15 protein-coding genes are annotated in these 13,148 nt (G+C 32.6%); 6 read left to right on the top strand and 9 right to left on the bottom strand.

The annotated features are described in order from the left end of the window. Positions 1-107 precede the first annotated feature (107 nt). Both ACTU6T_RS12320 and ACTU6T_RS12315 read right to left on the bottom strand, forming a co-directional pair. Entirely contained in the window at positions 108-1,460 is a 1,353-nt protein-coding gene (locus tag ACTU6T_RS12320; RefSeq protein ID WP_460218499.1) for a short-chain fatty acid transporter, read from the bottom strand. A 56-nt stretch (positions 1,461-1,516) separates the two neighbouring features. Next, complete coding sequence (locus tag ACTU6T_RS12315; protein WP_460218498.1) at positions 1,517-2,551, bottom strand: metallophosphoesterase; 1,035 nt, start codon at positions 2,549-2,551, stop codon at positions 1,517-1,519. 124 nt (positions 2,552-2,675) lie between these two features. Between ACTU6T_RS12315 and ACTU6T_RS12310 the strand changes: the two genes are divergently transcribed. The 4 genes from ACTU6T_RS12310 (at position 2,676) to ACTU6T_RS12295 (ending at position 7,321) form a co-directional block, all read left to right on the top strand. Further along, positions 2,676-3,251: a non-canonical purine NTP diphosphatase gene (locus ACTU6T_RS12310; RefSeq protein WP_460218497.1), complete on the top strand. Its 576-nt coding sequence runs from the start codon at positions 2,676-2,678 to the stop codon at positions 3,249-3,251. Between the two features lie 22 nt (positions 3,252-3,273). Beyond that, entirely contained in the window at positions 3,274-4,146 is an 873-nt protein-coding gene (locus ACTU6T_RS12305; protein ID WP_460218496.1) for a hypothetical protein, read from the top strand. A gap of 314 nt (positions 4,147-4,460) precedes the next feature. Continuing rightward, positions 4,461-6,365 carry a DEAD/DEAH box helicase gene (locus ACTU6T_RS12300; protein ID WP_460218495.1) on the top strand — a complete coding sequence of 635 codons (1,905 nt, stop codon included), beginning with the start codon at positions 4,461-4,463 and terminating at the stop codon, positions 6,363-6,365. Positions 6,366-6,496: 131 nt separating this feature from the next. After that, positions 6,497-7,321, top strand: a complete 825-nt coding sequence (locus ACTU6T_RS12295) for a carboxypeptidase-like regulatory domain-containing protein (RefSeq protein ID WP_460218494.1) — start codon at positions 6,497-6,499, stop codon at positions 7,319-7,321. Positions 7,322-7,324: 3 nt separating this feature from the next. Here the strand turns inward: ACTU6T_RS12295 and ACTU6T_RS12290 are convergent, their stop codons facing one another. From ACTU6T_RS12290 to ACTU6T_RS12280, 3 genes are read right to left on the bottom strand one after another with little or no spacing between them, the layout of a single operon-like run. Next, a complete protein-coding gene (locus tag ACTU6T_RS12290; protein ID WP_460218493.1) occupies positions 7,325-7,699 on the bottom strand; it encodes a VOC family protein in 375 nt (124 codons plus the stop codon). Between the two features lie 6 nt (positions 7,700-7,705). Beyond that, a complete protein-coding gene (locus ACTU6T_RS12285; protein WP_460218492.1) occupies positions 7,706-8,233 on the bottom strand; it encodes an SRPBCC family protein in 528 nt (175 codons plus the stop codon). A gap of 40 nt (positions 8,234-8,273) precedes the next feature. Then, the gene (locus ACTU6T_RS12280; RefSeq protein ID WP_460218491.1) at positions 8,274-8,927 is read right to left on the bottom strand and encodes a TrmH family RNA methyltransferase; all 654 of its coding nucleotides are present in this window, start codon (positions 8,925-8,927) and stop codon (positions 8,274-8,276) included. Positions 8,928-8,964: 37 nt separating this feature from the next. Between ACTU6T_RS12280 and ACTU6T_RS12275 the strand changes: the two genes are divergently transcribed. After that, the gene (locus ACTU6T_RS12275; RefSeq protein WP_460218490.1) at positions 8,965-10,176 is read left to right on the top strand and encodes a tetratricopeptide repeat protein; all 1,212 of its coding nucleotides are present in this window, start codon (positions 8,965-8,967) and stop codon (positions 10,174-10,176) included. A gap of 3 nt (positions 10,177-10,179) precedes the next feature. Then, on the top strand, positions 10,180-10,860 hold the full coding sequence (locus ACTU6T_RS12270; protein ID WP_460218489.1) for an SIR2 family NAD-dependent protein deacylase: 681 nt from the start codon (positions 10,180-10,182) through the stop codon (positions 10,858-10,860). Positions 10,861-10,889: 29 nt separating this feature from the next. Here ACTU6T_RS12270 and ACTU6T_RS12265 read toward each other — a convergent pair whose 3' ends face one another. The 4 genes from ACTU6T_RS12265 to ACTU6T_RS12250 form a co-directional block, all read right to left on the bottom strand. Next, positions 10,890-11,090, bottom strand: a complete 201-nt coding sequence (locus ACTU6T_RS12265) for a helix-turn-helix transcriptional regulator (protein WP_460218488.1) — start codon at positions 11,088-11,090, stop codon at positions 10,890-10,892. Next, positions 11,090-11,533 (bottom strand): hypothetical protein, encoded by a 444-nt coding sequence (locus ACTU6T_RS12260; protein ID WP_460218487.1) that lies wholly within the window; start codon positions 11,531-11,533, stop codon positions 11,090-11,092. The genes ACTU6T_RS12265 and ACTU6T_RS12260 overlap by 1 nt, the downstream gene beginning before the upstream one ends. A 322-nt stretch (positions 11,534-11,855) precedes the next feature. Next, complete coding sequence (gene mazG, locus ACTU6T_RS12255) at positions 11,856-12,629, bottom strand: nucleoside triphosphate pyrophosphohydrolase (protein ID WP_460218486.1); 774 nt, start codon at positions 12,627-12,629, stop codon at positions 11,856-11,858. A gap of 88 nt (positions 12,630-12,717) precedes the next feature. Continuing rightward, the gene (locus ACTU6T_RS12250; protein ID WP_460218485.1) at positions 12,718-13,143 is read right to left on the bottom strand and encodes a DUF5606 family protein; all 426 of its coding nucleotides are present in this window, start codon (positions 13,141-13,143) and stop codon (positions 12,718-12,720) included. Between the last annotated feature and the right edge of the window lie 5 nt (positions 13,144-13,148).

Raw genomic sequence — 13,148 nt, 5'->3', positions numbered from 1 at the left:
CGTTTAAAGGTTAATTTCATTACTCTAAGTTACAAAATTAAAGGCATTATTTACTAATAAATCTCATAAAGTACTATTAATTTTTCTTCGGAAATTTGCACGTCTTTTTATAATGGAATATACAAGACCATCAATACTTGAAGTATAAAAAAAGTGAGAAACGGCAACACCAAATACCCCATAACATCTCTGGCTTGTAATTTCACACCAGCAGTCATAACAGGCAATACTAATAACAAAAAGAAGGGTTGCATTAAATTACTTAAACTTTCGCCATAGGCAACCGCTAGGGAAGCCCTAGACACCATAGCCGTTACTTGATCTGGCGGCAAACCAGTAGCTATATTCTGAACAGCATTGATAATACTTGGACCAACGACAGCAAATTCTCCTCCAGCTGAAGGAATTGCAAAATTCACTAGCCCTCCAGTAATGTAAGCATAGAATGGATATGTATCTATAGTTGCTACCGAAGCCAATACATCTGCTAATTGAGCACCTAATCCAGTTGCCAACATGATTCCCATAATACCAGCATAAAAAGGGTATTGAAATAAAATACCAGAAATATTACTACTAGCACGTTTCATAGCTATACTAAAACGTAAAGGTGTTTTGTGAACGATTAAGCCTAACATCATAAAAATAAATATCATGATATTAAAATTCAAGTCAAATCCATTGGTCATAAAATGATAGACGATATAACTAAATCCAGCAGCAGCAACACACCATTGTAAGATCATACTATTATTAAGTGTATCGGAAACTGCTTTAATTGGTAATTTATAACTTTCAGCTTCATCTTTTATAGAAACTTCTGGTTTGACATCTCCTCCATTATCTAACAAATCTTTGAGTTCTTTAATGTGTTTTGAACGAGGAATGATTGTCAAAATAAAAAATGGTACAACCACAATAAACACTCCCATCATTATAATGTTCAAAGTAGAACCTAAAGTATAATCCATTGGTATTGTTTGATTAAGAATACCTGCTTTAATGAGAAAATTATCAGGTGTATTTAATAATAATGGTATAGAACTAGATAATCCAGAAACCCAACTTCCTCCAGAAAAATATACACAGGCAATCAAAAATGGGTAATTAACACCTTTAACCCTAAGCGCCAATTCTCTTGCTAAAACACAGGTAATTACAATCCAACCAAAGCTTACTAATGACAAAAGCACACCAATGAGCATTACAAAAAAATAGACTTGTCTTGGCGTCTTAATGTAAGTCGACAATTTATCAATCCCTTTATTAATTACTGGAGATAGTGCAATACTAAATCCTGTGATGATAATAAGTACAATTTGCATCCCAAAACTTAATAAATCAAAGAAACCATCGTACCAACAAGATATAATTTTCAAAGGCGAATTCTCTGTAAATATAAAAGCTGCTATACCGACTAAAAGTGTTAACAGTAATGCAAACACAAAAGCGCTTGGCATGTATTTTTGAAATAAAATTGTGAATCTCTCGCCGAGTTTGGTTAGCATACTGTTTTTTAGTTGAATTTTATCTTTTTACCTTTTAAAGTCCCTCGCGAATAGGATTCGGCATCAATCCAAAGTACTTCGCCATATGTTCCATATTTAATGCTAGAGTCCACCGCAAATATCTTTTGGTCGTATAAATGAAGTACCGAATCTTGAGAGCAATGTCCAACAACAAGGTGATTAGCATCAATTTGTTTTAAAATCTCACCAATGGACTCATCATTTAAAGTATCATTAAAATAGCCTCTGTACCAAATTGGACCATGTTTTCCATAATACCTGTTATAAAATCCACTCGATTTCATTTCAACCTTTTCACGATCAATCGACGCTCTCATTAGGTCATTAGTCATAACAATATTAAAGTCTTCAATCAAGAAATCTGGAGAAATCCCTCCATGAACAAAAATGTTGTCATTAATTTTTACTAGAGCTGCTTTTGAGCGTAGCCATTTTCCTAAAACTGAGTTTTCTCCAAAGAGTTCTGAATACTCTAATTGTAATAATTTTGAAGTTTCAATATACTTCTCATGTATATATCTCAAATCATTATGTAATACCATATACTCATGATTCCCAAGTAAAAAATGCACTTTTCCTCCTGCTTTTTTGGCTTGAGCTTCTAAATGATAAAGAAACCAAAGCGTTTCTGTTACTTTTGGGCCACGATCAAACACATCTCCAACAATTACAAAATGTCCTTCACCAAATTTCCAATTTAAGTTCTCATCAATAATATTGTTATTTATCAGTAGTTCAATTGCCAAATCAAATTGACCATGAATATCACTTAAAGCCACTATCTGATCAACATTTTTATAAATAGAAGCTTCTGGATCAAATTCAGTTTGATATGAGTTCAAGTCAGTTTTTGTGACTTGAACCTTATTATTTAGAATACGTTTTTCTATTAAATGGTCTTTTTCAATAAAAACATAAGGCCCATCATTCACTACAATTGCAATACTATCTTTAGATACAGATTGCGCACTTAATGCTAAACTGCATAGAATTGTAATGCTTAGCAAAAGAATTTTATTCATGCTTTTAAATTTGAGTGTAATATAATAAAAGATTTATGTATGGTATACTGGGACTATATTTTACTTTAGGCAATTTTACGATTTAGGATTAATAGTATAATTTTGAATTCAAATATTGATATTCATGAAACTTGTGTTCGCTACAAACAATCTAAACAAATTAAGAGAAGTTCAATCTTTAATTCCTTCATATATTCAATTATTGAGTTTAAGAGATATTAGCTGTTTTGAAGATGTCCCAGAAACACAATTGACTATTAAAGGTAATGCTATTCAAAAAGCAGAATATATTAAAGAACATTATGGTTTTAATTGTTTTGCTGATGATACTGGTTTAGAAGTTGAAGCGCTTGATGGAGAACCAGGTGTATTTAGTGCACGATATGCTGGAAAACAACGTGATGCCAATGACAATATGAATTTGTTACTGAAAAATCTTGAGAATAAACCAAATAGAGCTGCGCAATTTAAAACAGTTATTGCTTTACATCTCAATGAGACACTCAACACCTTTACTGGCATTTGTGAAGGTCTAATCACTAAAACTAAATATGGAGAACAAGGCTTTGGCTATGACCCAATATTTAAACCTGAAGGCTTTGATAAGACTTTTGCTGAAATGTCATTAGATAAAAAAAATGAAATAGGCCATCGTGGAAAAGCGGTTAATCAATTAGTGAATTTCCTTAATAATATTTAATTTGATCAAAACCTCATATCATATGCAAACAATTAAACCGTATTCTCTTCTCATAGTTTTATTATTCTCTACATTTTTTAGTTGTGCTCAAAGCGAAGAAAGCAAAATAAAAACCACCTGCAATCAATTTATCCAAGGTAGAATTGCATTACGCAAAGGAGATTCTTTGAAATTAAAATTGGTTACCGAAGATTCATTATTTCGCTTAATCATGCTTCATCAAAAGTATGCAAATATGCTTAAAGCTCCTGTGATTGAAGCTGATTTATCTATGCGAGTAAAATCGGTTACTATTGATAAGGATTGTGCGTCTTGCTTAATGACTAGTTATTCGCATTATGAAATTAAGTTATGTAAAGAAGGAGACCATTGGAAAGTAAAAGGTGAAAATGATATTTATGCAACTTCAGAACGCATTAATAAAGCTAGACAAAAAATAATAGATTATAAAGAAGAGCTCAAAAGAAGGCCAGCTGTAGATTCAATACTTAAAGTCGTTAACAAATTTTTACCTAGCGTAAAAGCTTATTTTAAAACTCAGAATCTCGACAAATTAAAGCCAATCTGTAATGAAGCTACATTACATTTTATACAAAGGCTTTACTCCTATTCTAAAGAACGAACAGGGTTAGAATTATTACACGACGAAATGGATAAACCCAATTTTATGGTTGGTGATGGTGTTTTTGAAACTGACAGAACCTTGTTTAAATTTTACAATGAAGACATTTTTATTGTCCTAAAAAAACATAACAACAACTATATAATTACTGGGTTCAATAAAATGAATTCAGATACGATAGATACTACAATTATGGAAGCACAATATTTAGACTTGTTAAGATCCATGAAACTAATACGGCAACCACGATATCGCAATAAGGAATTAAAGTAATTAATATATCATCAAATAACATTGTTAATTGCGTTAACGATGGAGCAACTGTTGGAGCTCTTTTTTATTATGAGTAAAAGGTCTACTGGCTGAGCTCAAAGTGACAACATAAAAAAAGCGACTTGCGAGAGCGTGTTAAAACGCCCAAAATATTGATTATCCAAATAATAGTCTATCTTTGCAGCTTGAATTCCGTATAATCGGAATCATTGACTCCTCAGAGTGAGGATGTGTTACCTAGAAGTTTAAGTGTTAAGTATGTCGATTCGCTTCTTTTGTAACACCAAAGAACATAATCGAATACAAACAAAAGAATGAGCACATTCCAAGAACTCGGTCTTAATGAAGACCTATTAGCTGCTATTACCGATTTAGGATTTGAAACGCCTAGTGACGTTCAAGCTAAAGCTATCCCACTTTTATTAGAAGAAGAATCAGACCTTGTTGCTTTAGCACAAACAGGAACTGGTAAAACTGCAGCATTTGGCTTTCCAATGCTTCAAAAAATTGATATCAACAGTCGTACAACGCAAGGTTTAATTTTATCACCTACACGAGAACTCTGCTTGCAAATTACCAACGAGCTAAAGCTCTACGGAAAGCATTGTAAAGGCTTAAATGTTACAGCAATTTATGGTGGAGCAAGTATTACAGATCAAGCAAGGTCTGTAAAACGTGGGGCGCAAATTATCGTGGCGACACCTGGTCGTATGAAAGATATGATTAGTCGAAACATGGTAGATATTTCTAAAATTGAATATTCAGTTTTAGATGAAGCTGATGAAATGCTAAATATGGGGTTCTATGAGGATATCACTGATATTTTATCTCATACTCCAGAAGATAAAAACACATGGTTATTTTCTGCTACCATGCCAAAGGAAGTTGCTAGAATTGCAAGAGATTTTATGCACGATCCCATAGAAATTACTGTTGGAAATAGAAATGAAAGTACCAATCAAGTCTCTCATGAATTCTATCTTGTAAACGCTAGAGATCGCTATCAAGCCTTAAAACGTTTGGCTGATGCAAATCCAGATATCTTTTCGGTTATTTTCTGTCGTACAAAACGGGATACACAAAAGGTTGCTGAAAACTTAATTGAAGACGGTTATAGCGCAGGTGCATTGCATGGAGATTTGAGTCAGAACCAACGTGATTTGGTAATGAAATCTTTCAGAAACAAACAAATACAGATGCTTGTAGCTACCGATGTTGCTGCTCGTGGAATTGATGTAGACGATATTACACACGTTATTAATTATCAATTACCAGATGAAATTGAAACCTATACACATCGTTCTGGACGAACTGGACGTGCTGGAAAAACTGGGGTGTCTATGGTCATTGTTTCTAAAAGTGAAGTTCGCAAGATCAAAAGTATTGAACGTATCATTAAGAAAGAATTTGAAAAGAAAGATATTCCTGATGGCATGGAAATATGCGAAGTACAGTTAATGTCGCTCGCTAATAAAGTTCATAATACTGAAGTAAATCACGAAATTGATGCTTATTTAACAAGTATTAATGAACTATTTGAAGACACCAATAAAGAGGAATTGATTAAAAAATTCTTTTCAGTAGAATTCTCTCGATTCTTTAATTATTATCAAAAAGCAAAAGATTTAAACGTAACAGACTCATCAAGAGGTCATGATGGCGATGGTTCAGGATGTAGTGGCAATGAAACACGTTACTTCATAAATGTTGGTCGCAAAGACGGCTACGACTGGATGAAGTTAAAAGACTTCTTAAAAGAAGTTTTAGAACTAGGTCGTGATGATGTATTTAAAGTGGATGTAAAAGATAGTTTCTCTTTCTTTAATACTGAAAAGGCAAATCAAGAAAAAGTATTAGCATTTTTCACCGATTTTAAACATGGAGGACGTTTTGTTAATGTAGAAGTAAGTGAAGATCGTGGTGGCGGACGAAATCGAGGTGGCAGACGTCGCGATGGTGGTGGAAGACGAAGACGTGATGATAAACCAAGAGGTGAAAGACGTTCGAGGCGTAATGATTCTGAATCTGGAAACAGAAGTGATAGACGCTCTAGTGAAAGCTCAGGAAGACGCAGCGATTCAAAAAACAGAGGTGACAGACGTTCGAGTGAAGGTTCTGGAAATAGAAAAGATAGACGCCGTTCTGATAGAGCTTCAAATGATTCAAGACGTTCAGAACGAAAATCGGCATCTGATAGACCTAGACGTTCGAGACGTTGAGAATAACTATAGTAACCTTGTAACTTTGTTGCAAGGTTTTTTTAACCTTCATGTTAATATTAAGTCAAATTTACGTCTATAGCTATAGTGGTATGCAATTTGTTTACTATTTTTAACGCATAATTGAATACATGAAGTACTTTTTTTCTATAATTCTATTAGTTTTTGTTGTTCAATCTAGCATTGCGCAAGACACTAATAATGAAACTACTGCATCTCAAGATTCTACATTCTCTCAAGTTAGAACTTATGTAAAAGGTACTGTAATAGATTTAAATACCAATAAACCAATAGATAGAGTTAATATTGTCAATCTTAATCAAGTTATTGGAACCTCTACAGATGATAATGGTGATTTTGAAATAAGGGCGAAACTTAATGACACACTACACTTATCATATCTAGGTTATAAATCTATAAAAGTTCGTGTTACCAATGACTGGCTAAAGTTTGGTGAAACCAAAATAGGCATGACAGAATTGGCTTTAGCACTAGAAGAAGTTGTGGTTAACCAATTAAAACTCACAGGCTATCTTGAAATTGACGTTAAACAGGTACCTATCAAATCTAATTATCGCTATAGTATCTCAGGCTTAAATAATGGTTATGAAGCTGGTAACAAAAGACCAAATGCAGTAAGTAAAGTTTTAGGAGCCATCTTCAATCCTGCCGATTTCTTACATAATATGTTTGGAAAAAAACCACGAGAATTAAGACGCCTAAAAAAAATGAAGCAAGATGATGAGATTAGAAATTTACTCGCATCACGTTTTGACAGAGAAATGCTAATGGTTTTACTGCAAGTAGATCGTTTTGATTTAGATGAAATTGTTAATCAATGTAACTATTCAAAAGACTTTATAGATTCTGCAAATGACCTTCAAATTCTAGATGCTATCAACGAATGCTATGAGGAGTATAAAGTATTAAATAGAAACAAATCTGGACGTTTCTAAATATTATTTATTAGAGTGTAATGCCACTCGATTACCTTCAGTATCAATAAATACAGCCATATAACCATGTTCTGGAGAAATTTGGGTTTTTGGTTGATAAATAATGCCTCCAGCAAGTTCTACTCTACCAATTTCGTTTGCAACATCCTCACAAACAAAATAAACCAAAGTACCTTCTTGACTTGGAATATAAGACTCCTGTTTTACCAATGTGCCTGATGCTCCTGGAGCATTTTCAGCAAAAGGAAACCATCCCATTAAAATACCTCCAAAATCATGAATAGTAATTTCAACATTAAAAACTTGTTCGTAAAACGTTTTGGCCCTATCCATATCATGAACAGGAATTTCAAACCAACCTACCATATTATCTTTCATAATTTATTATTTAGATTCTAAAATAGTTTTCAAACTTGCCAAGCCTTCTTCAAAGTCTTTACCAACATGCTTATCTACATTATAAAGCATCATAAAAATATTTGCTGGAACCTTATTTGTTCCTGAGAATCCCCAAGTTACTTTTGTTTGGTCATTACTATCTTCTTCTACTTTAGTAACTGCATCAGATTCAGATTTCCAAGGCTTAAAAAACCGAAGTCGGGTCTCTAACCGATCATTTTCAACAATATTCATAATTTCTTGTTCTCCTTGTCCTACCTCTTTATTTCCGTTCCATTTTGCAATAAATCCAACCTGACCGTCTATACCTTCAAATTCTTGTTTCATTTCTGGGTCTCTTTTCTTCCAAGGCGACCAATCATCTTGGTTTTTAATATGCTTTAAATAATGAAACACCTCAGATTTAGGTTTATCGATAATAATACTGCGATGTACTGCATATGTTTTTGGTGCCATTAGAGCCAATAAAACAAAAAGTAAAACAATAGTTCCTAGAATGTAGAGGATAATCATGATCTTGACGTATTGGTTGTTCTATAAAAATACAAAATTATTAGACCTCATAAAAACGTTCAATAATTGCCTTATAACTTTTTATAGTTTTTTTACACCAATCTAACCGCTTTTCTAAAATTTCTTCATCTGTCAACTGCCAATTGAGATCTGTAGCTTTTAATTTTGTCGTAACATGCTGTAAAATAATTGCAGCCGAGACAGAAATATTTAAACTTTCAGTAAAACCTACCATAGGAATTTTTAGAAACACATCGGCTTCATCAATAACCTCTTGAGATAAGCCACTAATTTCTCTTCCGAAGAAAAAACAAGATTTTTTAGAAATATCAAAATCTTGTAATAAACTATCAGAATCATGAGGTGTCGTCGCTACAATTTGATACCCTTTAGCTCTGAGATTCGTTATAGCATCTTTTACCGAATGATATCGATTTATATCGACCCACTTTTGCGCTCCCATTGCTATTTCTCTATCAATAGTTTTGGTGTTCTGCTCTTCAACAATATTAACTTCTTGTATACCAAACACATCACAGCTTCGTATCACTGCACTTGTATTATGCAATTGAAAAACATCTTCTGTAGCAACAGTAAAGTGCTTAGTTCGCTCAGCTAAAACTCTTAAAAACGTATGTTTTCGCTTATCGGTGAGATAACTTTCGAGATGATCTAATAGTTTGACGTCTATCATTAAAAGTGCTATATTTAGTTCAAAATATAAAAACTCTATGGGATTAAAAAACCTAGCATTTCTTTTTTTTGCATTGTGTTTAAGCCATTTTCAGCTCTCGGCCCAGAACTCTATAAAAGAAGCAGCTCAAGACACTATGTCTTACAATGAAGCAAACTCAAAAAAGGTTATTGAAATTGGCGAATATATAGAAACAACTATTCACAATAATGACCCCGAATCATTTACTTCAAAAATTAATAAAGACCAATTTTACAATAGAGTACTTCAGGAATATCCAGATATCAACCGAAAAGACCCATTTATTATAGGTTACTTAATTGGAATTTCCCAGACTTTAAAATCGTTTCCAACAGAAATCATCTCCGAAGTTGAACAAGGTGCATATTATGATTTTATCAATTATAGATATGATATCACATCACAAACCTATTATGCCCTTTTTAGATTATATTCTTCTGAAACCGGATTGAATTATCATGATTACAGACTAAGCAATAATAATGGAGAGCTTGAAATCTCAGACATGTACATTTACCTAGCTGGTGAGCATTTTGCTAGTACTATTGGTAGAATGATGAGCTATTCAGTTCCTGAACAGAAATTATATGGTAAAAAAAGTAAGGCTCCAAACCCTGAAGCTAAAGATCTTTTTAAAGCTGTTCTACAAAATAACAATGAAAATTATGCAAAAGCCTATCAAATTATGGATGGCATGACATCTGAATTGTCAAAAGAAAAATTTCTGCTCATTTTCAAATCGATAATCGCCAGCCAAATAGATGAAGAGAAGTATTTAAAATCTCTTGAAGATTTGATTACAACCTTTCCAGATGATCAAACTATAGCACTTAACAAAATAGATTATCATATTTACAAAGAAGAGTATTTTGAAGCCATCCAAGTGATTAATCAATTACAAAATGAAACTGAAGATGATTTTTTAAATTTCCTAAAAGCTAATGTTGCTTTTGAAGATAAAAATTATGATTTAGCCCTAAATTTATATGAATACATCATTGATAACTATATTGATTTTTTTGACGGACAAGCTGGCTATCTTAGTACTTTGGTAATGATGAAAAACTATCCAGATACCGTAAAATATCTTGATAGGTTACTAGAAGAAGATTATGACAAGCAATCACTAATTGAATATATTGAGGAGGAAGATGAAAATGGTGAAAATATTTTAGATCAATTTATGGCTTCAAACGATTACAAAGCTTGGAAAATAAAAAAACAATAATGTATGAGACATCTGGTAGTTTTAACAGGAGCTGGAATGAGTGCCGAAAGCGGTATCAAAACTTTTAGAGATGCCGATGGACTATGGGAAGGTCATGATGTCATGGAAGTTGCAACACCGCAAGGCTTTGCCAAAAACCCAGAATTAGTACTAGAATTTTACAATCAACGGCGACAACAATTGCACGAAGTAACACCAAATTCTGCACATTTAGATTTAGCAGTTTTAGAAAAGCAATTTAAAGTAACTATCGTAACTCAAAATGTAGATGATCTACATGAACGTGCAGGCAGTAGTAATGTTATTCATTTACATGGTGAATTATTAAAAGTAAGAAGTACTAAACACCCAAACGATATTAAAATATGGACTACCGATTTGCATTTAGGTGATTACTGCGAAGAAGGACATCAATTACGTCCACACATTGTTTGGTTTGGCGAGGATGTTCCTATGATAGAAAAAGCCATAGAGGTTTGTGAAACTGCAGATATTTTATTAATTATTGGAACCTCAATGCAAGTCTATCCAGCTGCTGGTTTAAAAAATTATATACCTTACAATACCCCAATTTATTTCATTGATCCAAATCCAACAATAGATAGTGATAAAAATGTGACTGTCATATCTGAGACTGCGACTTCAGGTATGACAACATTTAAATCATTATTAGGATTAAATTAATGATGACTTGTACGAGAAATAACAATACTTTAATCATCTTCTGAAAGTTTAAAAAAGGCATTAACGGGTTTATCAAAGACATTGGAAAGTTTTAATGCCAAAACTGTTGAAGGTACGTACCTGTTAGCTTCAATTGAATTTATAGTCTGGCGTGATACACCAATTTTTTTAGCTAAATCATCTTGAGTTAAGCTCAAGATGGCACGTTCTACTTTGATTGTATTTTCCATTATCTATTTCGCTTTAAAACTTCGAAAAACATAATTTGAACAAGAAGCATAAACCATAATATTTGGAAATAACTAAACGTATTATTACCACTTGCCTCAAATACGTACTCATGTATTAAATAATCAATAACCGGTTGTACTAATGCATATAATACACCAAAAATAAATGCGAGTGTATACGACTTAGCTCTCAAAGACATGATCATTTCATCTTCTTGCTTCTCCTTTGAAATTGATATTATCAAGAAACTTACAATGAGTAATCGCTTTAAAACTTCTGAAGTCCATTGTGGCCTATCATCAACAAACTTGAAACCAATTAACACTAAAAATACTAATACTGAGATGGTAATTCCAACGGTTTTCCATGTATTGGACAATTGAAATCGAGACCATTTTTCAATTTTTGTACGTTCGCAATTTTGAATATCATTTAAATTCATGACAAATATATTTTATATTAAGTAAAAATATTTTTACTATATGACAAATATACTTTACATTTTTGAATTACACAAATTAGATGAATTATTCTAAACGAATAAATATTGTTTTAAGAAAAAGGAAAGTATCTATAATAATAAAATCCTGTCTGAATACACAGACAGGATTTTACCCCTAACTAAACTAAATTTTAAATCTTAACGTGTCCGCTTAACTACGACATTAAGATTACCTACTTATGATTAAGAAACTCTTATTGAGTTTCCATCTATTTTATATACGTACTATTATATCTATTTGGATTACGAGATTGAAAAAAAACTATATTTTTTTTGCTTCTTCCCAAAAGACATCCATCTCAGCAAGGCTCATCTCAGATAAAGGCTTATCTAATGCCTTCGATTTTTGCTCTAAATATTGAAACCGTTTAATAAATTTTTTGTTGGTTCGCTCCAAAGCACTTTCAGGATCTATTTTAAGAAAACGGGCATAATTAATCATTGAAAACAACACATCACCAAATTCGCTTTCAATACGATCTTGGTTTCCATTCTCTACTTCATCTTGCAACTCTTTGAGTTCTTCTTCTACCTTTTCAAAAACTTGCTGTGGTTCTTCCCAATCAAAACCAACACCAGCTACCTTATCTTGAATACGATTAGCTTTAACCATTGCTGGCAAACTTTTTGGCACACCTTGCAAAACACTCGTTTTACCTTCTTTAAGTTTTAATTGTTCCCAATTACGTTTAACATCGTCTTCATTATTTACAGTAACATCTCCATAAATATGAGGGTGACGTTCTATAAGTTTATCACAGATACTATTACATACATCTGCGATATCAAAAGCATTAGTTTCACTTCCAATTTTTGAATAGAACACAATATGAAGCAAGACATCTCCAAGCTCTTTTTTAACCTCATCCAGATCATTATCTAAAATGGCATCTCCAAGCTCGTAGACCTCTTCAATTGTCAAATGACGTAGTGTCTGAATCGTTTGCTTCTTATCCCAAGGACACTGGTCACGGAGCTCATCCATAATAACAAGCAAGCGCTCAAATGCTTTTAATTGCTGAGTTTTATCAGTCATAGTTTGTATTTAAAACTCAAAAATACAACGCTTTCATTCAGATAAGACTTCTGAATGAAACTTAATATAAACAATCTATTAACGACACTTATTCTTCCTCTTCGCTTACGGCTTTTTCATCGTCTTCTAAAGCCCCAAGCATATCATGCTTTTGAAGTAAGTTATACCACTGTACAATTTTTTTGATATCACTGGCATACACACGATCTTCATCATAATCTGGTAAAACACCAAAGAAATACTCTTCCAAAGTATCTTTAGAATCTTTATGACTTATTGATGTTTGTTGTGCATTTTCTTTGTCTCGAATCTTTTTAAAGACTTCTTTTAATGGTAGTTCTTCAGTTAAAGTATAAACTGCGATTTCACTTAATACACTTATATTATTATGAATCCCAACAGAGACCTTTTTTTGATCTATTAAAGATTGTGCAACAAAACCGCTTCTAGTTTGCGTTACGATTTTATATAATCCTGGTTTTCCAGAAATGGAAAGTATTTTATCTAAACTCATATATT

Source organism: Psychroserpens citreus (assembly GCF_055686305.1).
The sequence above is the reverse complement of the archived record's forward strand: the minus strand, read 5'-3'. Positions and strand labels throughout refer to the sequence as shown.

What these genes read in the sequence shown, in the direction of transcription:
- ACTU6T_RS12295 (WP_460218494.1), top strand. Translation starts at nt 6,497, where the DNA reads ATGAAGTACTTTTTTTCTATAATTCTATTAGTTTTTGTTGTTCAATCT.
- ACTU6T_RS12260 (WP_460218487.1), bottom strand. Translation starts at nt 11,533, where the DNA reads ATGAATTTAAATGATATTCAAAATTGCGAACGTACAAAAATTGAAAAA.
- ACTU6T_RS12270 (WP_460218489.1), top strand. Translation starts at nt 10,180, where the DNA reads ATGAGACATCTGGTAGTTTTAACAGGAGCTGGAATGAGTGCCGAAAGC.
- ACTU6T_RS12300 (WP_460218495.1), top strand. Translation starts at nt 4,461, where the DNA reads ATGAGCACATTCCAAGAACTCGGTCTTAATGAAGACCTATTAGCTGCT.
- ACTU6T_RS12310 (WP_460218497.1), top strand. Translation starts at nt 2,676, where the DNA reads ATGAAACTTGTGTTCGCTACAAACAATCTAAACAAATTAAGAGAAGTT.
- ACTU6T_RS12250 (WP_460218485.1), bottom strand. Translation starts at nt 13,143, where the DNA reads ATGAGTTTAGATAAAATACTTTCCATTTCTGGAAAACCAGGATTATAT.
- ACTU6T_RS12305 (WP_460218496.1), top strand. Translation starts at nt 3,274, where the DNA reads ATGCAAACAATTAAACCGTATTCTCTTCTCATAGTTTTATTATTCTCT.
- ACTU6T_RS12320 (WP_460218499.1), bottom strand. Translation starts at nt 1,460, where the DNA reads ATGCCAAGCGCTTTTGTGTTTGCATTACTGTTAACACTTTTAGTCGGT.
- ACTU6T_RS12290 (WP_460218493.1), bottom strand. Translation starts at nt 7,699, where the DNA reads ATGAAAGATAATATGGTAGGTTGGTTTGAAATTCCTGTTCATGATATG.
- ACTU6T_RS12280 (WP_460218491.1), bottom strand. Translation starts at nt 8,927, where the DNA reads ATGATAGACGTCAAACTATTAGATCATCTCGAAAGTTATCTCACCGAT.
- ACTU6T_RS12315 (WP_460218498.1), bottom strand. Translation starts at nt 2,551, where the DNA reads ATGAATAAAATTCTTTTGCTAAGCATTACAATTCTATGCAGTTTAGCA.
- mazG (WP_460218486.1), bottom strand. Translation starts at nt 12,629, where the DNA reads ATGACTGATAAAACTCAGCAATTAAAAGCATTTGAGCGCTTGCTTGTT.
- ACTU6T_RS12275 (WP_460218490.1), top strand. Translation starts at nt 8,965, where the DNA reads ATGGGATTAAAAAACCTAGCATTTCTTTTTTTTGCATTGTGTTTAAGC.
- ACTU6T_RS12265 (WP_460218488.1), bottom strand. Translation starts at nt 11,090, where the DNA reads ATGGAAAATACAATCAAAGTAGAACGTGCCATCTTGAGCTTAACTCAA.
- ACTU6T_RS12285 (WP_460218492.1), bottom strand. Translation starts at nt 8,233, where the DNA reads ATGATTATCCTCTACATTCTAGGAACTATTGTTTTACTTTTTGTTTTA.